This window comes from Enterococcus sp. BWR-S5 (assembly GCF_016745255.1).
Taxonomy (GTDB): domain Bacteria; phylum Bacillota; class Bacilli; order Lactobacillales; family Enterococcaceae; genus Enterococcus_L.
Genome location: NZ_JADOEQ010000006.1, coordinates 1 through 21,096 on the forward strand (window position 1 = coordinate 1; position 21,096 = coordinate 21,096).

Annotated in this window: 21 protein-coding genes; 13 read left to right on the plus strand and 8 right to left on the minus strand. The window is 42.3% G+C overall.

The window, feature by feature from the left end; translation table 11 throughout:
- From IW510_RS08625 to IW510_RS08640, 4 genes are all read left to right on the plus strand, one after another.
- The coding region (locus IW510_RS08625; protein WP_236674678.1) for a hypothetical protein at nucleotides 1–602 on the plus strand (602 nt) is incomplete at its 5' end.
- Between the two features lie 11 nt (nucleotides 603–613).
- Nucleotides 614–1,378, plus strand: a complete 765-nt coding sequence (gene lepB, locus IW510_RS08630; protein ID WP_202058652.1) for a signal peptidase I — start codon at nucleotides 614–616, stop codon at nucleotides 1,376–1,378.
- Nucleotides 1,379–1,395: 17 nt separating this feature from the next.
- Nucleotides 1,396–2,064 (plus strand): signal peptidase I, encoded by a 669-nt coding sequence (lepB, locus tag IW510_RS08635; protein ID WP_202058654.1) that lies wholly within the window; start codon nucleotides 1,396–1,398, stop codon nucleotides 2,062–2,064.
- A 34-nt stretch (nucleotides 2,065–2,098) separates the two neighbouring features.
- Complete coding sequence (locus IW510_RS08640) at nucleotides 2,099–5,050, plus strand: YfhO family protein (protein ID WP_202058656.1); 2,952 nt, start codon at nucleotides 2,099–2,101, stop codon at nucleotides 5,048–5,050.
- A 170-nt stretch (nucleotides 5,051–5,220) separates the two neighbouring features.
- Here the strand turns inward: IW510_RS08640 and IW510_RS08645 are convergent, their stop codons facing one another.
- Genes IW510_RS08645 through IW510_RS08655 form a run of 3 tightly spaced genes read right to left on the minus strand, consistent with a single transcriptional unit; the run spans nucleotide 5,221 to nucleotide 7,215 of the window.
- Nucleotides 5,221–5,511, minus strand: a complete 291-nt coding sequence (locus IW510_RS08645) for a hypothetical protein (RefSeq protein WP_202058658.1) — start codon at nucleotides 5,509–5,511, stop codon at nucleotides 5,221–5,223.
- A gap of 2 nt (nucleotides 5,512–5,513) precedes the next feature.
- A complete protein-coding gene (locus IW510_RS08650; protein ID WP_202058659.1) occupies nucleotides 5,514–5,906 on the minus strand; it encodes a hypothetical protein in 393 nt (130 codons plus the stop codon).
- Nucleotides 5,890–7,215, minus strand: a complete 1,326-nt coding sequence (locus IW510_RS08655) for a Y-family DNA polymerase (RefSeq protein ID WP_202058660.1) — start codon at nucleotides 7,213–7,215, stop codon at nucleotides 5,890–5,892. The genes IW510_RS08650 and IW510_RS08655 overlap by 17 nt, the downstream gene beginning before the upstream one ends.
- Before the next feature lie 250 nt (nucleotides 7,216–7,465).
- On the opposite strand from IW510_RS08655, the gene IW510_RS08660 reads away from it, so the two are divergent.
- The 7 genes from IW510_RS08660 (at nucleotide 7,466) to argR (ending at nucleotide 14,230) form a co-directional block, all read left to right on the plus strand.
- The gene (locus IW510_RS08660; RefSeq protein ID WP_202058661.1) at nucleotides 7,466–7,774 is read left to right on the plus strand and encodes an antibiotic biosynthesis monooxygenase family protein; all 309 of its coding nucleotides are present in this window, start codon (nucleotides 7,466–7,468) and stop codon (nucleotides 7,772–7,774) included.
- A 338-nt stretch (nucleotides 7,775–8,112) separates the two neighbouring features.
- Complete coding sequence (gene arcA, locus IW510_RS08665; RefSeq protein WP_202058663.1) at nucleotides 8,113–9,339, plus strand: arginine deiminase; 1,227 nt, start codon at nucleotides 8,113–8,115, stop codon at nucleotides 9,337–9,339.
- Between the two features lie 20 nt (nucleotides 9,340–9,359).
- Complete coding sequence (gene argF, locus IW510_RS08670; protein WP_202058665.1) at nucleotides 9,360–10,379, plus strand: ornithine carbamoyltransferase; 1,020 nt, start codon at nucleotides 9,360–9,362, stop codon at nucleotides 10,377–10,379.
- Nucleotides 10,380–10,400: 21 nt separating this feature from the next.
- Nucleotides 10,401–11,339: a carbamate kinase gene (gene arcC / locus IW510_RS08675; protein ID WP_202058666.1), complete on the plus strand. Its 939-nt coding sequence runs from the start codon at nucleotides 10,401–10,403 to the stop codon at nucleotides 11,337–11,339.
- Between the two features lie 43 nt (nucleotides 11,340–11,382).
- Complete coding sequence (locus IW510_RS08680; RefSeq protein ID WP_202058668.1) at nucleotides 11,383–12,078, plus strand: Crp/Fnr family transcriptional regulator; 696 nt, start codon at nucleotides 11,383–11,385, stop codon at nucleotides 12,076–12,078.
- A 188-nt stretch (nucleotides 12,079–12,266) separates the two neighbouring features.
- Entirely contained in the window at nucleotides 12,267–13,721 is a 1,455-nt protein-coding gene (locus tag IW510_RS08685) for a YfcC family protein (RefSeq protein ID WP_202058974.1), read from the plus strand.
- Between the two features lie 47 nt (nucleotides 13,722–13,768).
- On the plus strand, nucleotides 13,769–14,230 hold the full coding sequence (argR, locus tag IW510_RS08690) for an arginine repressor (protein ID WP_202058670.1): 462 nt from the start codon (nucleotides 13,769–13,771) through the stop codon (nucleotides 14,228–14,230).
- Between the two features lie 143 nt (nucleotides 14,231–14,373).
- Here the strand turns inward: argR and IW510_RS08695 are convergent, their stop codons facing one another.
- A complete protein-coding gene (locus IW510_RS08695) occupies nucleotides 14,374–14,619 on the minus strand; it encodes a GlsB/YeaQ/YmgE family stress response membrane protein (protein ID WP_202058671.1) in 246 nt (81 codons plus the stop codon).
- 127 nt (nucleotides 14,620–14,746) lie between these two features.
- On the opposite strand from IW510_RS08695, the gene IW510_RS08700 reads away from it, so the two are divergent.
- Nucleotides 14,747–15,298, plus strand: coding sequence for an RNA 2'-phosphotransferase (locus IW510_RS08700; RefSeq protein ID WP_202058672.1), 552 nt, complete (start codon nucleotides 14,747–14,749; stop codon nucleotides 15,296–15,298).
- A gap of 76 nt (nucleotides 15,299–15,374) precedes the next feature.
- Here the strand turns inward: IW510_RS08700 and IW510_RS08705 are convergent, their stop codons facing one another.
- Nucleotides 15,375–16,634, minus strand: coding sequence for an MDR family MFS transporter (locus tag IW510_RS08705; RefSeq protein ID WP_202058673.1), 1,260 nt, complete (start codon nucleotides 16,632–16,634; stop codon nucleotides 15,375–15,377).
- Between the two features lie 160 nt (nucleotides 16,635–16,794).
- Between IW510_RS08705 and IW510_RS08710 the strand changes: the two genes are divergently transcribed.
- Nucleotides 16,795–18,522 (plus strand): ABC transporter substrate-binding protein, encoded by a 1,728-nt coding sequence (locus tag IW510_RS08710; protein ID WP_202058675.1) that lies wholly within the window; start codon nucleotides 16,795–16,797, stop codon nucleotides 18,520–18,522.
- Nucleotides 18,523–18,665: 143 nt separating this feature from the next.
- Here IW510_RS08710 and IW510_RS08715 read toward each other — a convergent pair whose 3' ends face one another.
- From IW510_RS08715 to rlmD, 3 genes are all read right to left on the minus strand, one after another.
- A complete protein-coding gene (locus IW510_RS08715; protein ID WP_202058677.1) occupies nucleotides 18,666–19,052 on the minus strand; it encodes a DUF3592 domain-containing protein in 387 nt (128 codons plus the stop codon).
- A 322-nt stretch (nucleotides 19,053–19,374) separates the two neighbouring features.
- Nucleotides 19,375–19,632 (minus strand): hypothetical protein, encoded by a 258-nt coding sequence (locus IW510_RS08720; protein WP_202058678.1) that lies wholly within the window; start codon nucleotides 19,630–19,632, stop codon nucleotides 19,375–19,377.
- A 28-nt stretch (nucleotides 19,633–19,660) separates the two neighbouring features.
- Entirely contained in the window at nucleotides 19,661–21,031 is a 1,371-nt protein-coding gene (gene rlmD, locus IW510_RS08725; protein ID WP_202058679.1) for a 23S rRNA (uracil(1939)-C(5))-methyltransferase RlmD, read from the minus strand.
- Nucleotides 21,032–21,096 lie beyond the last annotated feature (65 nt).

Genomic DNA, 21,096 nt, shown 5'->3' on the forward strand with positions numbered 1-21,096 from the left:
TTCTGATCCTGTTCATTCAAAGCTTCCTGACGGGAAGAAAACGTGCAGGACTGCAAAAAAAGCGCATCAAGAACAAGAAGAAGCGGAAAAAACTGCAGCGTAGGGTACAAAAGATGAAAAAGCTGCAATGGCGTCAGTTTCGTTCCGCTCTTTTATTACTGGTACTTGGAGGCGCACTGGGGGGAGGCGCCTTCTATTCCCGCTACTATCAAGCCCATCGATTGGGGGAACAAGACTCCAATGCGATTGTTCAGGGGTATCATTTGGTGGCGACGATTGAGGAGGAGCTGGGCAGTGAAGAGTCCTTGGCGAATCCTGAAAAAGCAGCTACACGTCTGCGGGATTTAACCGGACGTTTGTCCAGTTATGGGACTCGTGTGCCCAGCCAACGGTTATCGGAAGAAGGCCAACGCTTGTTAAGTCGACAATACTCGTATATGTCTGAGTTGGGGATGAATCTCTATACACAGGCAGATGACCTGATGGTTAATGAAGAGGCGCGAGTTACTGTAGAGGCAGACTTAGAGAAGATTCGTACCCACCAAACCAAAGTCCTTACATATTTTGGTATTAAGGAAGAATCTCTGAAGAAGACAAACTGAGGAAGTTACTGATGAAGGACGAGAAGCAAAAGAAGCGTAAGACTCGAACAAGGCCTGTCCCAAAAGCCGTGAAAAAGCGGACAGGAAAAAAGACAGCAACGGACCGGCGGTCTGCTCTGCCTCATAAATCACACAAAAAAACAGAACGATTAGGTTCCTCGAAACAATACACAAAAAGGAAGACGGCACAATCAAGCGGCGGGAAAACTGGCCGAAAGCGACCAACGGGGGTCAAAAGAGGCAGACGACTGGTCGGCGAGCTTCTTTTGAGCCTGTTTTTAGCTATGGGGCTGATTTATATTGTTTCCCTGTTTACCTTTACCTTTTATTCGGTGGACAGTTATATGATGGCACCAGCGGTAAATGCCGGAGATACAGTCTTTGTCAATAAGCTGAAAGCGATTCGGCGTTTTGATTTGGTCCTGTTTCGCAGTCCAACCGATGGCGAGCTGTCGGTTCGGCGAGTGATTGGGGTACCCGGTGATCGGCTCTATTATCAAGCAGATGTGCTGTATCTGAACGAGCAGGAACAGGTGGAGCGCTTTTTGAACACGGCGTTGAAGGAAGCCCGGCAAAATGACCAACAGTTCACTGAAGACTTTCGCTTAAGTCAGGTGATTGGTCAGGATGCGGTGCCCAAGGACAGCTATTTTGTGTTGGGAGACAATCGAACCTTTGCCGCAGACAGCCGCAGCTATGGCGTGATTCATAAAAAGGAGATCATTGGGGTGGTTCGGATGAAGGTCCTGCCGCTGCATGAAATGACGTATCTATAAGAAGGAAGACACAACGAATGAACCAAACCACAGAGAGAAAACCAAAAAAAGTACCTACCAGCGGTGTTCGCCCCAAGAAGCGAAACCGTCGGTTAAAACAAGAAATCAGACAACGAAAGCAACAGGAGCAGCAGCGACGGGAATTACGTCGGGGCTATGTGGTGCTAGGGCTGTTAGCCGTCCTTGTGCTGCTATTCTTTTTGAACTTTCGAACCCGTCAGGTGGATGGGGTTTCGATGGTGCCAACCTTGGCAGACAACGACCGTCTGTTGGTCCGACGGACCGAAGCCTTTGCCCGTTATGAGCTGATTACCTTTGAACCGGCAGACAAAGCCGGAGAGTCCTATGTGAAACGAATCATTGGACTACCGGGGGATCGTCTGCATTTAGACGGTAATCGTCTGTATCTGTATGAAGCCACTACGAAGCAGCAGACAAACAGCCAGGCAGGAACATTTTCTGCAGAGCAGCTGCCGGATGGGGCCTTAACGGTGCTTCTCAGTCCGGAGGCGGTTCAGTCGATTGGCACACAAACAGAAATACCGGCCAATCAGTATTTTGTCTTAGGCGATAATCGAAGCAATTCCCGTGACAGTCGGGAGATGGGGCTTATCACGTCCGACCAGATTGAAGGGGTCGTGGTGTTCCGCTATTTTCCCCTGACGAGCATCGGACGCGTCAGCTGAGGCCACTGAAAAAACGGAAGAAATGAGGAAAGCAATGAAACCAACACAATGGAAAGGTGTCCTTTATCTGGCGAAAAATCGCTGGATACTGGGCCTTAGTTTTTTTCTGCCGATACTGATTTTGGCAGGGGTATATTTGATGATTGGGATTTATCCCGGCAGTAACCGAACCATCATGGCCAGTGATTCATTTCACCAGCTGTCAAACTTTTTAGCCAGCTACAATACCATGATGAAGGGCTCGGAGAGTATCTTCTACAGCTGGTATGTGTCGTTTGGCTTGAATTATTGGGCCTTTATTTCCTATTATTTGGGGGGCATTTTTACGCCATTGGTGTACCTGTTTGACAACAGTCAGATTCCCGATGCCCTGTATTTTTTGACCTTATTGAAATTTGGTTGTTCGGGACTGGCCTTTTCGGTGTTCAGTCTGGGCACCTTCAAGCTGCCCCGTTGGGGCTATCCGGCGCTGAGTATTTCCTATGCGCTGATGAGCTTTGCCTTGGCGTTTTCTGAAATGATTATGTGGCTGGATGCCTTTGTCTACTTGCCGCTGGTTATCTTGGGGATCCATCGGGTGCTGGAACAACGGAAACCGCTGGTGCTGTTTGTCAGCTATTTTCTGTTATTTGTCACCAACTTTTACATGGCCTTTATTGTCGGATTCTTCTCCTTCCTGTATTTCCTGACGCGTCTGGTAATTGATAGCGGCGACTGGAAACGCAAGGTGGGGGATTATCTGGGGACCTCCCTGTTGGCAGGGGGCGCTTCGATGCCGGTGATTCTGCCCACCATTCTGGATTTGAGAAACAACGGGGAAGCCCTGAGCGCGATTACGTCTTTGAAAACAGAAGACACCGGGGTGTTGGATTTGTTTGTGAAAAACTTTGTGGGGGTCTATGATACAACTCAGTTCGGCTCCACGCCGTTTGTCTTTATCGGGTTGTGGTCTCTGATTCTCTGTGTGTATTATTACACGGTCAAAGAGATTCCCTTGAAGGAGAAGCTGGCGTACAGCGCCTTGGGCGCCTTTGTGATTTTCAGCTTTTACTTTGAGCCGCTGAACCTGTTTTGGCAGGGGCTTCATGCGCCGAATATGTTCCTGTTCCGCTACAGCTATGTGTTGTCGTTTCTAGTGATTCTGTTGGCGGGCTATGGCTGGGAGCACCTGTCAAAGGCTTCCTTTGATCGGATGAGCAATCTGGTATTGGGTTTGGTGTTTCTCTTTGTCGGTGTACGAGTCTATGTCTCCTTTGGCGATACCTACCGCTACATTACCGTCTTTTCCTTTATCATGACCTTGCTCTTTCTATTTCTGTACCTGTTGTTCCTACGGGTCTTTTTGAAAAAGAAAACACTGGGCAAGCTGTGGGTGGTACTGTTTCTCTGCCTGATTAGTGCCGAGGCCGGTGTAAACACCTATGTGATTTTCCAAGGTATCAAAAAGGAATGGGTGTATCCGGCACGGAATCGTTACCTGTACCACTATGACGATATCAGTGGGCTGGTGGCCCAGACCAAAGAAGACAATGATTCCTTCTACCGCATGGAAACGATGCATATGTTAACGAAGAACGACAGCTTGAATTATGGGTACAGCGGAGTGGGGATGTTCTCCTCCATTCGAAACCGAAATTCCCTGTCTTACCTGCATGAGCTGGGGTATCGTTCCTGGGGAACGAATCTTCAGAATGATTACCGCAACAACACCATCTTGATGGATATGATTTCAGGGATTAAGTACAATCTTTCTCAGGAAGAAATCAATAAATACGGCTTTGAGAAAATCAACGAGTCCGGGGACTATGCCCTGTATGAAAACCAGTATGCGATGCCTCTTGGGGTGATGACGGACCGTGATTTGTATGTGGATGGGGCAGGCAAGAATCAGACCTCCCTATTCAATCTACTAGCCAATCAGAAGAAGAACTACTATACCTTTATTGATCCGGAGCTGGTGAACACGGAGCACGTGACCATCGAAGACGCCGATCAGATGGTCACCTATGTCAAAACGGATAAGAAGGAAAAGGAGCCGATGCGGCTGACGTGGAAAGCCACGATTCCAAGGAACAAGCAGGCGTATTTCAGCCTGTATCCGTTGAACTATGATGACCTGAAGGGGGCCGAGGTGATTTTAACGGTCAACGGAGTAAAACAGCAGACCCGCATTAACATGACCGGCCAATACTACAACCTAGGCTATTATGAGGAAGAGACCGAGGTCGAGTACACGATTGAGCTGTCGGATACCGTTCGGGCCCAGTTCCTAACCCCGGATATCGCCTTATTAGACATTGAAGAATACACGGAAGCGGCAGAAGCGATTCTGGACAAAGGAGTGGACTTCGAGGTAAGCGGGCGGAAGGCAAAGGCCACTGTGACGGTCACCAAAGACGATCCGATTTTGTTTACGACGATTCCTTATGACAAGGGCTGGAAGGTCTATGTGGATGGGAAGGAAGCGGAGATTACACCATTTAGAGATGCATTTCTTTCGGTTCAGTTGGAAGAGGGTGCTCATGAAGTGGAATTTGTGTTCTTACCTCAAGGTCTACTTTTAGGTAGTGGTATTTCCGGTGTAAGTCTGCTTGTACTAGGCGGTTATCTTTTCTTTTTGAAGAAGCGCAGAGATGATTCCTTCTACCAACCAACAAGCAGTGGAGGAAATAATCCAATACCGCTGCCATTAGTAGAAACAACTGCAGAAAAAGAAACAGCTTCGTCAGATAGCAGACAAGTCAGTAAGTCAGTAAAAGAAGAAACAGTCGATACGACAAAGAAACCGATGTTGGTTGATTCTGCCACAACGACCTTGGAGGAGAACACAGCGTTTATTGAGGAAGAGTCAGTTGGTAACTCACCTGAAAAGGATTCTTTAATAAGTGACTTTTCCTTTAGTGAGGATGACGACGTTAGCTTTCATCTCCAAACGGAAACAAAGCTGAAAAATAAGGAAACTACTCTTTCTAATGATGAAAGATAGATGGGTTCAGTTGCTTATTCAAGTTTATGGGTAAGGTAATTTACAGTTTGATTTATACGAAAGACAAGTCTATGGTTCTCGCGTTGCTTTATAAATATAAAATAGTGGGAAAGATATTCCGTCGAGTATCTTTCCCATTAATCTTAGTATGTTTTTATAGTATCATCCAATCACGCAATGCTCTTCAACGGCTTCATCACGAATTCTCTTACGAAAGAATTAGGATTTCTAACAATGAATTTTTCAATCACAAACTGTTTTCGTGCATTAAAATGACCGAAGACAGATAGCTCAAAGGTATTATTTTCCAGAAACATGACTAAGTTTGCCAGCTCACGCTTTGCGACTAGACAGTTAAGGTCACCTCTAGTGGTGTGAAGTGTCAGACGCACCAGCATATTGGGAAAAGCTGAAACTAATCTAATTTTATCAGCAGTTCCGACATAGCTATATTTTTTCATCGCTATTCCTCCTTTGATACATCGCTCCACTTATGGAAGCTTTTCAGCGCAACGTGGCGTATTTCTTCATAAAGAACCAGTTTTTCATCAACTAGAATACCCAGCTCATCAAAGCCTAAAATTTTTCCGGTAATATCCTCAAAGTAATTATTATCCATGTCTTTCATTTCTAATTGAAGAGTAATCAGACTTTGTGCTTCATAAGCAGAGGCCAGTACCTGTTGAATGTCAGACTCAGACATTTTACTTTTTGCCGGAATCATTTTTTCTTCCAGCTGCTGCTCTTTTTCCATTTCGGCAGTATGCTCTGAAAGGTACATTCCCTGCCATTTCATGATTCCTCGATCAACATAATCGTGAAAATAGGAATCACTCCAATCAATTTCGTTTGGCATCATACTCACTCCTTAATCCGTCCATTCCACCTGCGTGTCCACCAATCAAAGATGCACGACTAATGGCTGTTCCACCTTCCAACAAAGAATTTGCATGAACAATAGAGGTAAAACCATATTTTTTCCGAATCGCATCAATCAGTAAATCCAGCTTGTGATCGTTAATCGGAGTTTCAGCTTCATTGAACAAATCCAGCTGAATTGCTTCTGTGTAAGTTAATTTTGAAAAAGAGATACCAACTCTTCGTACTTCTAAACCAGTCCAGTTTCGTCTGAAAATTTCTAGTATGTATTCCTTCAACAGCTTCGAACGATTGGTTGGCGGAATTTTCATTTGTTGGCTAAAGCCTTTATTTCCTTGTTTTCTATACCAGCTGGAGTAACCTATGTATAAAGACACACACTGCGTTTGGGCATCGTGCTGTCGTAGTCTGGCTGCGACCTGGTCAGATAATTCTTGGAGGACAATCTCAATTTCCTGTTGGAAGCGATAGTCTCGTGGCAGTATCTGGTTATTGTTAAAGGATTTTTCCATTGGTTTATAGGTATCAGATAGTTTGGTTCGATCAATTCCACAGGCATGTGCATGAAGCTGAACGCCAATCACACCCATTTCCTCTTTTAACCGTCCCAAATCCGCATGAGCCAAATCAAAGACAGAGCGGATATTCAGCTTATCAAGTCGTTTGGCTGTTCGGGCATTGATGCCCCACATTTCAGTAATCGGATGTACCTGCCATAATGTATCTGGGATATCCTCGTACCGCCATTCAGCAATCGAATTCTTTGAATGCTTTGCCTGAATATCCATCGCAACTTTAGCAAGCAGAGGGTTATCGCCGATGCCAATAGTTACATGCAGGCCGGTTTCTTTTTCTATCCGTTCTTTGATTTCTATCGCCAGTCCCAGCGCATCTTTTCCAAATAGCATTTTGCTGTGTGTCAAATCGATAAAGGTCTCATCGATTGAATAAACAAGGATATCATTGCTCGCAGTATACTGTTTATAAATGGCGTTGATTTTCATATTTTCGTCGATATACAACTGCATTCGCGGAGGCACGATTAACAAGTCCGGATGGTTTGGTACGTCCCATTTCCGCATAACATTGGAAAGTCCAAGCCTTTCCTTGGCTGCAGGAGAAGCAGAGAGGATAAGACCGCCGGCATTCTCTGCATTACTCATGACAACCAACATTGTATCCATGGGTGACAATCCACGTTGGACACATTCAACAGAGGCATAGAAGGACTTAACATCGATACATAAAATATCTCTTCGAGGTTCTTTTTCGTAATCAAATTTCATGAGTAAGCTCCTTTCCATCATCTATTTCCATTCAATTATACGAACGTTTGTTCGTTTTGTCTAGCGTAAGATAGTTTACTGATAGCCAAAATTTTTATATAAGTAAGGACACTAAAAGTGATGAAAGAATAGAGGTTTAACTCTAAGAGCTTTTAAGTGAAGAGGAAAGTGGTTTACGTTTTAGAATGAAATAGCGTATAATTGATATTGATAATCATTATCAATGGAATGTCAGAAAGGATGGAATCGCATGATTGTTCAGTCAGTTACATTTGTTGTAAAAAAAGAAGGCAAGGAACATTTTGAGAATAAAACCAGGAAAGACGTCGCTTCGATGTTGGAAAGAGAGGCTTGTTTATCCAGTGAATGTTGGTATGCTGAGACAAAGGATACCTGCGAATTTATGCTGGTTTCAAAGTGGCAAACGAAAAAGGACTTTCAGGAATGGCTGAAGCGTCCGGAGCATCTGCAGCAGCATCGCGAAGCACATAAAGATAAAAGCGCAAAGCCTAGCTTTGTTTTAGAGAAAAGTCAGAGTAGCTATACAGTTTTGCCGTAAAAGAGAAAAAGCTGACAAAAGCGGGTGGTGCATGTCAGCTTTTTCTTTTCTTAAAAGTGAAATGTCACATGTGTGTTTCTATATGTCGGATAGATAAAATTTTAAATGACGATAAATCGTCAACTGTTAAAACATTAGAAAATTCTAATGTTTTTTTTTAATGGATTTATATTAAATTTCAAAAGGTCAGACTGAAAATTTTTTCAAAAGAATGCATATATGCACTATTTCTGCATAATGAGAAAAACTCGACATTTCCAAAGGCAAAAACACGATGTGAAAGCGCTTTTATTCTGTTAGCATTGAGTTGTACAAAAGAACAGAGGAGGAAATAACTTATGGGAAAAGCAATCAATGTTTTTTCAGAGATTGGAAAACTGAAGCAGGTAATGCTTCACAGACCTGGCAAAGAATTGGAGAATCTAATGCCGGATCATCTTGAGCGCTTGCTGTTTGATGATATTCCATTTTTAGAACAGGCAAGAAAAGAGCATGATATTTTTGCCGATACGCTTCGCTCAAAGGGAGTAGAGGTTTTGTATTTAGAAGATTTGGCTGCAGAGGCATTGACTTCACAGGAAATCAAAGAGCAATTTCTTACAGAATATCTGGATGAAGCCAATATCAGCGGAACGGGAATTAAGCAGGAAATTAGAGATTACTTTTTATCTCTAGGGTCGAATCGCGAATTAATCGATCAGTCGATGGCAGGTCTTAAGAAGAAGGAGCTGGTATTGAACGGCAACGCGAAGTCATTGACCGACTTAGTGGATGATAACTATCCATTCTTCATTGATCCAATGCCAAACCTTTACTTTACCAGAGATCCATTTGCGACGATTGGGAACAGTGTGTCGCTGAATAAGATGTACTCAGAAACAAGACGCAGAGAGACACTCTATGGAAAATATATCTTCAAGTATCATCCGATGTTTAGAGATAACCCAATCAACTTGCTGTATAACCGTGACGACAGTACGCGAATTGAAGGCGGCGATGAGCTGGTATTATCAGATAAGGTGCTAGCAGTCGGTATCTCTCAAAGAACCGATGTGGCGTCCATTGAAAAGCTGGCACGGAATATTTTTGAAAGTGAATTAAGCTTTGAGCATGTATTGGCCTTTGATATTGGCGAAGAAAGGAAATTCATGCACTTGGACACCGTCTTTACGATGGTCGACTATGATAAGTTTACGATTCATCCGGAAATCGAGACAGACTTGACCGTGTATTCTATCTCAAAAGAAAACGGTGAGATTAAGATTTTGGAAGAGGTTGATTCCTTGGAACATATTTTATGCCGCTATCTAGGTGTGGATGCTGTTCAGTTGATTCGTTGCGGCGGTGATGATATTACGGCGGCTGCAAGAGAACAGTGGAATGATGGATCGAATACACTGACGATTGCACCGGGTGAAGTAATTGTTTATGACCGAAATGTGATTACAAACAAAAAGATGGAAGAGGCAGGCGTGAAGCTGAATTATATTCCAGGTAGTGAGTTGGTTCGTGGACGTGGTGGACCTCGTTGTATGAGTATGCCGTTTGTCAGAGAAAATATCTAAAAATCAGGGAGGAAAAAATAATGACATCAATTTTTCAAGGACGTAGTTTATTAGCTGAAAAGGATTTTACAAGAGAAGAGCTGGAATATCTAATCGATTTCTCTATTCATTTAAAGGACTTAAAAAAGAAAAATATCCCTCATCGTTATCTTGAAGGAAAAAATATTGCTCTGTTATTTGAAAAAACATCCACGCGAACACGTGCAGCCTTTACAACTGCATCTATCGATTTAGGCGCACATCCGGAATTTTTAGGCGCAAATGATATTCAATTAGGGAAAAAAGAATCTGTTGAGGATACAGCGAAGGTTTTAGGAAGTATGTTCGATGGGATTGAGTTCCGCGGCTTTAGTCAAGAGGTCGTTGAAGATTTAGCCAAATATTCAGGTGTGCCTGTTTGGAACGGTTTGACAGATGAATGGCATCCGACACAGATGATTGCGGACTTTATGACGATTAAAGAAAACTTCAATACTTTGTCTGACATCACACTTGTTTATGTGGGCGATGGTCGGAATAACATGGCGAACAGCTTGTTGGTTACCGGAGCGATTCTAGGTGTGAATGTTCGAATCTGCGCACCAAAAGAGCTGCATCCGGAGCAAGCAGTCGTTGATTATGCAAATAAATTTGCTTCAGAATCCGGCAGTAAGCTGATGATTACGGATAATGTTGCCGAGGGTGTGAAGGATGCGAATGTTTTGTATACCGACGTATGGGTATCCATGGGTGAGGAAGATAAGTTTGAAGAACGTGTAAATCTATTGAAGGATTATCAAATCAATATGGACATGGTGAAGGCTACAGGAAATGCAGAGGGCGACTTAATCGTGCTTCACTGTCTACCTGCTTTCCATGATACCAAGACAGCATATGGACAGATGATTAAAGAAAAATTTGGTATTGGTGAAATGGAAATTACAGATGAAGTGTTCCGCAGCAAATACGGCAGACAGTTTGAAGAAGCTGAAAATCGGATGCATTCAATCAAAGCAATTATGGCGGCAACTTTGGGAAATCTGTTTATTCCAAAGGCTTAGAGGCGGAAAGGAGCAGTTAGAGTGACTCAAAAGAAAAAAATAGTCGTCGCTTTAGGCGGTAATGCAATCCTGTCAGATGATGCAAGTGCAAAGGCGCAGCAGAACGCGCTGGCAATGACAGCCAAACACTTGGTTCAGCTGATTGATTCAGATGTTCAATTAATTATTTCACATGGGAACGGACCGCAAGTCGGCAATCTGTTGTTGCAGCAACAGGCGTCTGACTCTGAAAAGAATCCCGCAATGCCATTGGATACTTGTGTGGCTATGACTCAAGGGAGCATCGGTTTTTGGTTGCAGAATGCTCTGGAAAGAGAATTGAAGCATGTCAACTTAAAGAAAGAAGTCGCAACGATTGTCACACAGGTGGTTGTCGACAAAGAAGACGAGGCATTCAAAAATCCCAGCAAGCCAATCGGTCCATTCCTGACTCGTGAACAAGCTCAGGCTCTGGAAAAAGAAACGGGAGCTGTTTACAAAGAGGATGCCGGCAGAGGATGGAGAAAAGTCGTTCCCAGCCCTATGCCTATAGCTATCCAAGAGCAGTATAGCATAAATACGCTGATAAACAATGACATTATTACAATTTGTGCCGGAGGCGGCGGAATTCCGATTGAAAAGCAGACCTCCCAAGGGGTGGAAGCGGTAATCGATAAAGATTTTGCTTCGGAAAAACTGGCAGAGATGATTGATGCTGATTTATTCATTATTTTAACGGGTGTTTCTCAGATTGCTTTGAATTTTGGCAAAGAGGACGAGCAATGGTTGGATCAAATGACCGTAGCACAAGCCGAGCAATATATGCAGGAAGGTCACTTTGCACCTGGTAGTATGCTGCCTAAGGTTGAAGCAGCAGTGCAGTATGTAAAAGCGAGACCGGATTGTCAAGCGATTATCACATCGTTAGAAATGTTGGGAGATATTCACAAGGAAGGCGTTGGGACGAAAATAGTTTATTAAAACTGGAGAAGCTAGGGGAAAAATAGTATTTGGAGTGATTCGTATGGAAAAAATTGCTACAACTTCTAAGTTATCAATAATAAACGAACATCCTTACTTTTTGAATTTAGATGAAGAAAATCGCACGCTTCTTGATGAAAATATGTATTGCCGTTCTTATAAAAAAGGACAGGTGCTCTTTGACACGGGAGATAAGCGCGACCGAATATTTTTCTTAAACAAAGGGCTGATTCGTATTGAACGACTGGATGACACGGCGTCATACAACTTCTTAGAGTTCATTAGTGAGAAGCAGCCATTTCCACTGCTTGATATGTTTGAGTCTGAAAAATATTATTTCTCCGCTGTTGCCGTTACAGATATAGAAGTATGCTATGTTTCTTCCGCTATTTTTGAAAAGGTTGTTCAGCTGGATTTAGAACAGCTGAGACTATTCAACTCAGATTTGAATCGACTCGTGAAAAAGCAGATGCGGCGGATTCAGTATTGTGTGACTTCCAAGGCAAAGGAACGAGTCAAAAATACATTATCCATTTTAATGGAGGATTTGGGCGAACGGGTGGATGATAAAATCGTCATCCCCCATCCAATCCTCATCAACGATATCTCAAAATATAGTGGAACAACCAGAGAAACGGTTGGTCATACGATTAGAGAGCTGGTTAAGCGTAAAAAGATAACCTACAAGTATAAAGAATTGGTGTTTATTGATATTGATTACTTTCATTTGAGCAAATAAGTTATCAGCAGATGATGAAATAAGCAGAAAAAAAGCTTGCGATTATCTGTTCTGTAAGAAATGACAGTTTCTCATGGAATAAGTAACGACCATCAATAAAGAAAGGAGAACTATGAATGAGCTCTATCGGATTAGTGAAGAGCGAATGTGTTTTTCTAGAGGGCTCATTTATATCGTAGCAGACTATGGTGACCCAAAAAAATAAAAAAGAAAAAAAATCCATCTCATCATTTAGTATTCTATTTATTATTATCATTCTATTAACCGTGGTTTCCTGGCTATTCGCCGGGCAGTCATTTTCACCAACTATTCCTGCAGGTGGAACAGAGGAAGTCAGCCAAGTAGTTGGAGCTAAAATCTCAGATTTAGTCATGTCTCCATTTAATGGCTTTAGAGATGCCATTGATATTTGTGTCTTTATCTTGATTTTAGGAGGCTTCCTAAACATCGTCAACAAGACGGGGGCTTTAGAAGCAGGGATACAACATATTGTACGTAAGCTGAAGGGCAACGAGCTGATTTTAATCCCGATACTGATGATTCTGTTTTCAATTGGAGGCTCAACGTATGGTATGGCAGAGGAAACGATTCCGTTTTACTCTCTGTTGGCTGTGACGATGGTTGCTTCCGGCTTTGATACGATTGTTTCAGTTGGAACAGTGATGCTGGGGGCAGGAGCGGGTGTTATCGGTTCGACGGTTAATCCTTTTGCGACAGGAGTTGCAATGGATGCGCTCCGAAGTGTTGGTGTTACACCGAATACAGGAACAATTTTAGCGATTGGTTTTGTACTGTGGATAGTAACAACTGCGTATTGCATTTTCTGTGTGATGGGCTACGCACGAAAGGTCAAAGCGGATAAAGGCTCGACCATCCTCTCCTTGCAAGAACAAAAGGATATGGAAGAATCCTTTGAAAAGACAGGGGATCAAAACCTGGAATTTACAGGCAAGCATAAATCAATTTTGGTTGTTTTCGCCTTTTCGTTTGCCATCATGGTCATTTCTCTTATCCCGTGGGGCTCATTTGGGATTACGATTTTTGACGGCTGGACTTCCTTCCTGACAGGAGAAAGCTTTGGTGATTGGTATTTTGGCGACTTGGCAATGTGGTTCTTTTTAGTCAGCTTAGTGGTTTCATTGATTCAAGGCTTTTCTGAAAAGGAAATTATCGATACTTTTATTGACGGTGTGAAAGATATTCTTTCGGTTGTCTTAATCATCGTTGTGGCGCGCGGGGCTTCTGTTATCATGCAGGTAACACATTTAGATTTATTCATTTTGGATAAATCTGCGGGGCTGCTGCAAGGCTTATCTCCGGTTCTGTTTGTTATCGGAGCTTATGCACTGTACCTTTTCTTATCATTCCTGATTCCATCAACCTCAGGCTTAGCCTATGTATCCATTCCTGTTATGGGGGCACTGGCAAATAATATTGGCTTGAATCCGAATGTCATGGTGATGATATTTACAGCCGGATGTGGGCTGGTCAATCTAATTACACCGACCTCAGGCGTAATCATGGGCGGTTTGGAAATGTCGAAAATCAATTATTCCACCTGGACAAAATTTATGGCAAAACCGCTTGTTATCATTGGTATCAGTAACCTGATAATCTTGATTGCAGCGATGCTGTTTCTGTAAAAGATAGAATGGGTATAAGTATCAAATAAAAGCAGGTGAAAGGTGATATGAAGAAAAGCGATCGTCAGGACATTATCAAGAAAATCATCATTGAAAACGAGATTGAAACACAGGATGAGCTATTAGACTGTCTAAAAAAAGAGGGCTTCAGATTTACCCAAGCAACGATTTCACGAGATATGCGTGAGTTGAATATTGTGAAGTCCTATACAAAAGAAGGCAGAAAAAAGTTTACCTTGTTGGCAGTAGATAAAAATGATTCCGGATTAGAACAAAAAATCAGAAAAAGCATGAACGAGTATACGCAATCAATCGAGAGAGTGAACTTCATCGTAATTATTCACACGCTGCCTAACGGGGCTGATGTGATTGCCAATTACATGGATGAACGAAGATTTTCGGAAGTAGTTGCTACTGTTGCAGGTTATGATACGCTAATCATCGTGACACGCTCAGAAAAAAATGCGGAGCAGTTCATCGCGAAGCTGATGACCTATCTGGATGAATGAGTATAGTGTTTTGGAAAATGAAACTGAAATAGTCCAAGTATAAAAAAACTCCTTCGTAAGAGTTGAAATAAAAAAAGTACATTCAGAAAGCTGTTGAGAAACGCTTCACTGAATGTACTTTTTCATATTTTCTGATGCTTGTATCAATTATCTTTACCAAAGAAAGCAGCAACAACAATAACAACAATAGCCGCCCCTAAAATGGATGGAACAATGGCCATCCCTGCAAGTTTAGGTCCCCAGCTTCCAAATAATGCTTGTCCGATAGAAGAACCGATTAATCCCGCAATAATATCAAAAATACAGCCGCTTGGTTTATTTCTATTAGTAACAGATCCGGCAATTGAGCCGATGATTGCACCGACAATTAGTGTCCATAGCCAACTCATGGTTGATTCCCCCTTAACGTTAGTTTACTCCTTTATGATAGCATAAACCAGTTAGACGAAAATCGGGCGGAGGACCTATCTAAACTAGGACTTTATCGCTATAATATAGGGAAAAGGAGGCACAAAGATGCTTACAAAAGAAGAACAACGAATCAGCAAAACGATTTCTTATGCATTACGACATAAGCCGGAAGAGTTTGGGTTGGTATTAGATACGGATGGTTTTGTAGCGCTAGATGAGTTTATTGAGAAAATGAATCATACAGCGGCGTTGAATCTAACAATAGAACAAATACATTCACTTCTGACACGCAGTGATAAAACCCGTTGGGAAATCACCGACCAAAAAATCCGAGCGGTCTATGGACATAGCACCAAACAGAAAATACAGAAGGAGAGTGTCCTGCCTCCGGAATATCTCTACCATGGAACAGCCCATCGATTTTTAACCAGTATACTAAGTCAGGGCTTGATTCCAAAGGATAGGCAATATGTTCATCTGTCACAGGACACGAAAACAGCAATGATTGTTGGAAAAAGAAGGGATGCGTCTCCTGTGATTTTGAGAGTCTCAGCTCAGCGTGCTGCAACAGCAGGTATTCAGTTCTATCAAGAGCTGGAGGGGATTTGGCTGAGCGATGCGATTGCAGCAGACTATTTAGAAGTTATTGAAGACTGACAAAGGTTCGCATAATCATCTTATAAGAGAAAAGTCATTGAGAAAGCTAATATGTGCTTTTTCAATGACTTTTCATTTAGGCTTCGGTAGGTTGTTCGTCGCCGGAAGGCTCTTCCTTAATCAAAAGTGCTCGACTGGTCAATCCGATGGCAAGAAGTCCTAAAGCTACGAGTAGTGCTGCCATACCGTATTTTCCGATAACAGGAGAAATCATCAATGACAGAGAAGCTAATATCTTACCCAGCTGAAAAATAATGCCGTTAAAGGCGACATAGGAACCACGACTGGATTCATCAATGATTTCTGCAAGGATACTTTGTCGCGTAGGGACATAAAGTAGTTCACCAAATGAAAAGACAACAGTCGCTGCAAAAAGGATGACGAGCTGATTTGAAAAGGCTGTTACAGCATAACCCAAGCTGAACAATAAGAAGCCTATGTACATAATCCGATTTTGTCCACGACCTGTCACCCATTTAGCAACCGGACCTGTAAATAGCACAATCATAATTGTGTTAACGGCAGTCAGCAGGCTAAGAATTCGAACACCATCAAGCCCCAGTTCGCCTAGGCTACCAAAGCTTATAGTCAGATGCTTCAGCTCTTCTGCCAAGCGAACAGAAACAAAATTATTTCGCTGGAACTCAACAGTCATGATGGCGATACCCGCTAATGTGAATAACAGGAAGCGACGGTCAATCATTACCTTTCGATAGCTTCTGAAAACAGCTCCAACACCAACATTTTTAACTGTGTCTCCTTTTTTCACCAAGGTTTCAGAAAGCAGTCGAATCGATAGTGCTGTAGTCAACAACGATAATAGAAAAAGAGCAACAAGCAGTAAGAAAAGATGTGTTTGGAAGAACCAGCCGCCAACCATAACACCGATTAACACGGACAAGTTGTTGGCCCAATAACTGATTGAATACATGAAGGCGCGGTTTTCAATGGTGCTGACATCAATCAGCATGGCATCAGCAGCCGGATTAATCATCCCTTGGGCGATACTAACAACAAGCATCATCAAAAATGTTAGCCAGACAGAGTGGAATGCCGGGGAATTTGCCAGCAACATACCCAAATAAGCGGCTGATTTCAGTGCTTCACCGATAATCATCAATTGTCGACGACCGAATAAGTCAGTCAAATGTCCGCCATAGATACCGGCGATAAATTGGACGATGACATTGCCGGTTACAAGAATGCCGGCAACGCCGCTGCTTAATTCTTTCGTAAAGTAAACAGCCATAAAGGGAAAAATCATCGAACCGACCACTTTGCTGAGAAACTGAATGATGATTCGTGCACGAATATTGGGGTGTAGTGTTTTAAACATGTTTCACGTCCTCTCTTCACCGGATTACCAGTATTTAATACCTGTCTATATTTGCTATTGCACTTCATAGTAGGTTTGATATGATTATAAAAGAGGTTTTGAAAATTAAAAAGGGATTAAAAAATGATGTTATGTCCCCTTTTAATTGCGAGGTGGAGAAATGGAGTTTACCTATTATCAATTACGGGCCTACTTGTTAAAGAGAGAGGTCAATCGTCAGGCGACATTTAAGCTTGCCGAGCTGGAAAAGCTGTGGCATTGTTCCATCAAGCAATGTAAGCGGCGATTAAAACAGTATCAAGAGCTGGGGTGTCTTACGTACAAACCGGGAAAAGGACGAGGCAATTATTCCGAGCTGATTTTTTGCTGTGAATTTCAACAGGAAATAGAATTGATTGTGGAAAAGGCTCTCCAAGAAGATGCCTTGCCGGCAATTATTGATTTACTTCAGCTGGACATTCCAAAAGAATGGTTTGAAGTAGTGTTTAAAGAAATTCAAGGGATGTTCGGTGTCCAACAGAATCAAGAGAATCAAGATATGCTGCGGTATATTTTAAGAAGACCGATTACCTCTCTCAATCCCTTGAAAACTGCGGTTTCCAGAGAGGCATTTTTGATTCGACAGCTAGGTGACAGCCTGTTGACGTACGATGAAGAGACGCATCAATTACAGGCAGGGCTTGCCCATCACTGGCGTGTTTCAGAAGACTATCGAAGCTGGACCTTTTATTTGAGAAAGGGAGTCAGGTTTCATCATGGGCGAATTTTGACCAGTGAGGATGTTCATCATACTCTGCTGCAAGCAAAAGCAGCAGAGTCGGTGGTTTCTTGGCAGCTGCAGCACATATGTGAGATTCGCTGTATAGATACATACACAGTAACTGTAGAATTGAGCAAAGGGGAACCGTTTTTTGGTTATTATGTATCGACTGGAAACTTAGCAATTTTACCTTATGATATCGCTTTTGAAGAACAGAGATGGATATCAACCGGTCCTTTCAAAATGATGGAGTTTTCTAATCAGAAGATCGTGCTGGAGGTTTTTGAAGACTATTATGGTCAACGACCATTGATGGATCGAATTGAATTTTGGGTTATAGAGAGTCAGGAGCTGCCGGTTACAGTGTCCGCTCAGAAGGAGTTTTCTGAGGAGGGTAGCTATGTGGAGAAGCAAAAGAAAAATGTTGGGGTAGAGTTTCTGATATTCAATTTTCAGCGTCAAACAGTCATTCAGCGACCAGCGTTTCGCGAGGCAATGTACCATCTTCTTGATTTTTTACAGATGACAGAAGAGTTGGATATTGGCGCTGCCGCATCAAGATTTTATCCTGAGAGGTCTGAACTGAAGAAGCGGCTGCCTGAAAAAATTGACTCGCTGCTTGCGCAATCCGGTTATCAAGGAGAAACGTTGGTATTAGGAACCTTCAATTATCTTGAAGCAAGGAAAAAAGCAAATTGGCTAAAGAAAAGGGCAGAGCTATATGGTATCCAGCTTGAAATTGTGGAGCTGCCCATTGAGGAGTCTTTTTATACAAAGGACTTTGAAAAGCAGACAGACATGATGATGATGGGAGATATACCGGCAACATATAAAGAATTAGCTTTTTTGGATTTCTGCTGCAATCCTAATTTGCTGTGTCAACGCTTCTTTTCAGAGGAAATCTTGGCTGAATTAAGTGGAAAAGTGGAACGGATGAAGTTTCATCCCGACTACGAACAACGTCAAATCGAGTATGAACAAATCGACCATTGGCTGACAGACAATTATTACTTAGTTTATATTTCCCATCCGGTAAAAAAGGAATTGGTTCACTCAACGATTGAGCAACAGAACAATACTTTTTCAAGCTATTTAGATTTAAGAACAGCGTGGGCAGAAAAGGAATAGCCAAAATAACCGCTTTGAGTGAAGAAAGCGGCTGCTGGAAGGTATGTTCAGTAATAGTGATAAAATGAAAGAAGGTCTGGGAGCATAACGCAAATCCCAAGACCTTCTTTTATAAACTCACTATAAATTTTTGTTGCGATTGCTCAAAAATCCAACACAGAAAAGAGGATGATTGGAATCAGCAAGGAAGCAATACCCAAAATGCTGAAAAGGATGCCGATAAAATAAGGCGTTTTATCCCCTTCAATCCAAAAATGAGCAGGACGTTCCGAGTCATAATAGATAGAGAGTTCCTGCCCCACCTGATAAGTGGAAAAGGAGCTTGAAAATGGGTAACGACGCTCATGGCTTGAGCTTCCTATCGTGTAAACAAGCCAGGCTCGTCTTCGGCCTTCTGTTCGAGTAACAACGGCAGTTATTTTTCTACCATACCTTCTCAGGTTTAAAACCCATAGCAACAGAAAACCGCCGAATGAAATAAATACAATTGGCGCTAAGCCGGTTGCAAATAACAATGGTACTTTACTCAATTTATTCTTCTCCTTGTTCGTTCAATGGTTTCAACAGGACAGGGATTGCATTTTCACACCCAACTTATCCGAAAAGGGCCCATTAGAGAAAGACCGTAGCCACTACATAATGGAGCGCAAAGGCTCTGCTGTCTGAAGCAATCTGCTCGTTTGTTCATTCTTGGTGTGCTTGGTAAATAAGAACCAATAACTCTTTAGATGAACAATTCTCATTAGAAAAGCGTTCTTAGGGATAAGTCGTGAAAAGCGAATTGTCTTGCAGTCCTCCCTGTCAGTTTTTTTGTAAAAACCGATACGGTAATTATTTTCCCAAAGTAGGTGTTTAGAAAATTAAAAAGTAAAAAATTATGAACCCCATTAAAGGAATGACCATGATAATACTGATAATTAAAGGAATCAATGGAAGAGCGTACCAGCCATTGCCAAATTTCTTCTTCCTTTTTACTGTTGCAAGAGCTCCAATTGAGAACATACTTAAAATGAACGTGATAATACCTGTTAGACCAACAACCAACACGCCTCCAAGAATAACCAGAAAGGCAATCATAAACAAGATGACAACAAATCCTGCAATAACCACTACCCACCAACTCCTTTTTTGTCATTTTTTATTTTCTTGTTAATTTTACAACTACTTCACAGCGAGCAGTTTGCGGAAACATATCCACGGACTGCAAATAATTTACGTTGAATATTTTTGCTAATTGCACAAGATCCCTTGCTAATGTAGAAACATTGCAGGAGATGTAAACCATTTTCTTAGGCGGATGCTTTAAAATCGCCTGCAGTAGCTTAATATCCAAGCCTGTTCGTGGCGGATCAACAATAATTCCGTCCGGTCTGAAGCCTTCGTCTAGCCATTTTGGCAGCAGCTCCTCAGCTGTTCCTACTTCATAGCGGGTGTTGGTGACACCCAATGTCTGTGCATTATGGCGGGCATCGTCAATGGCAGCAGGAATTGTATCCATCCCGCGCACCTCTTTCGCCTGCTTTGCAAGGCTGAGGCCAATTGTTCCAACGCCGCAATAAGCATCAACAACAGATTCATTTTCTTTCAAATTCAGCGCTTTTCGAGCTTCGCCATATAATCGTTCTGTTTGCTCAGGATTTAGCTGAAAGAATGCTCTTGGCGAAAGATCAAAGCTGATTTCACTGATTTTCTCTTCAATGCTTTCTTTACCGGAAAGGTGAATGGTTTGATCCCCCATCACTAGAGAGGTTTTCTTGTTTTGAACATTCTGCATGACGGAAACGACCTCCGGTAACAGTGCATCAATATCCGCTAATAGGGCTTGTTTTTTAGGCAGCTTTTGTGACTGAGTGATAAATACAACCTGCACTTCCCCCGTTTGGACACCAATACGAACCATCAGTGTTCGGAAAATCCCACTGTTTTTTCGTTCATCATAGATAGGCAGCTGATACTTATTTAAAAGCTCAACTAATGTGTTCATGACCTTAGTAACTGTTTTATTTTGTACCAAACAGTCGTCAATGGGAACTAAGTTGTGTGATTCCGGCTGATAGAGTCCGGCTTCAATTCTGTCGTCATTTTGTCGCAGCTGGAACTGTGCCTTATTTCGATAATGCCAAGGCTCGTCCATTCCTATCGTTTTTCTAAGCTCGTAATTTTGATGATTTTCCGGCTTGAACTTTGTCAAAGCTTGCTTCAGCAAATCCTTTTTATAGGCAAGCTGGGCTGAGTAGCTCAGATGCTGCAGCTGGCAGCCACCGCAGGTTTCATAGACAGGACAAGGTGGTGTAATTCTATCTGGCGATGGCTTGGTAATTTTCAGCAGCTGTCCTTCCATAAATTTCGGACTTACTTTAGTGATTTTTACAGAGACCTGTTCATTTGGCAGCGCATTAGGAACAAAAACAATGGTTCGTTTGTAGTAGCCTAAGCCTTCACCGTTAATTCCCAGTCGTTTTATTTTCAAAGGAATGACCTGTCCGGGTTTTACTTGTTGATTATTCATGAAATCGTCCTTTTATAAAGAAATTTTTTATTGAAAGTATCTGATTTTTCGTATGTTTAAAATAG

Excerpts from the sequence above, each read along its gene's own strand:
- IW510_RS08650 (WP_202058659.1), bottom strand. The coding sequence starts at position 5,906 with ATGCCAAACGAAATTGATTGGAGTGATTCCTATTTTCACGATTATGTT.
- lepB (WP_202058652.1), top strand. The coding sequence starts at position 614 with ATGAAGGACGAGAAGCAAAAGAAGCGTAAGACTCGAACAAGGCCTGTC.
- argF (WP_202058665.1), top strand. The coding sequence starts at position 9,360 with ATGACATCAATTTTTCAAGGACGTAGTTTATTAGCTGAAAAGGATTTT.
- rlmD (WP_202058679.1), bottom strand. The coding sequence starts at position 21,031 with ATGAATAATCAACAAGTAAAACCCGGACAGGTCATTCCTTTGAAAATA.
- IW510_RS08695 (WP_202058671.1), bottom strand. The coding sequence starts at position 14,619 with ATGAGTTGGCTATGGACACTAATTGTCGGTGCAATCATCGGCTCAATT.
- IW510_RS08660 (WP_202058661.1), top strand. The coding sequence starts at position 7,466 with ATGATTGTTCAGTCAGTTACATTTGTTGTAAAAAAAGAAGGCAAGGAA.
- lepB (WP_202058654.1), top strand. The coding sequence starts at position 1,396 with ATGAACCAAACCACAGAGAGAAAACCAAAAAAAGTACCTACCAGCGGT.
- IW510_RS08655 (WP_202058660.1), bottom strand. The coding sequence starts at position 7,215 with ATGAAATTTGATTACGAAAAAGAACCTCGAAGAGATATTTTATGTATC.
- IW510_RS08680 (WP_202058668.1), top strand. The coding sequence starts at position 11,383 with ATGGAAAAAATTGCTACAACTTCTAAGTTATCAATAATAAACGAACAT.
- IW510_RS08705 (WP_202058673.1), bottom strand. The coding sequence starts at position 16,634 with ATGTTTAAAACACTACACCCCAATATTCGTGCACGAATCATCATTCAG.
- IW510_RS08700 (WP_202058672.1), top strand. The coding sequence starts at position 14,747 with ATGCTTACAAAAGAAGAACAACGAATCAGCAAAACGATTTCTTATGCA.
- argR (WP_202058670.1), top strand. The coding sequence starts at position 13,769 with ATGAAGAAAAGCGATCGTCAGGACATTATCAAGAAAATCATCATTGAA.
- arcA (WP_202058663.1), top strand. The coding sequence starts at position 8,113 with ATGGGAAAAGCAATCAATGTTTTTTCAGAGATTGGAAAACTGAAGCAG.
- IW510_RS08645 (WP_202058658.1), bottom strand. The coding sequence starts at position 5,511 with ATGAAAAAATATAGCTATGTCGGAACTGCTGATAAAATTAGATTAGTT.
- IW510_RS08710 (WP_202058675.1), top strand. The coding sequence starts at position 16,795 with ATGGAGTTTACCTATTATCAATTACGGGCCTACTTGTTAAAGAGAGAG.
- IW510_RS08640 (WP_202058656.1), top strand. The coding sequence starts at position 2,099 with ATGAAACCAACACAATGGAAAGGTGTCCTTTATCTGGCGAAAAATCGC.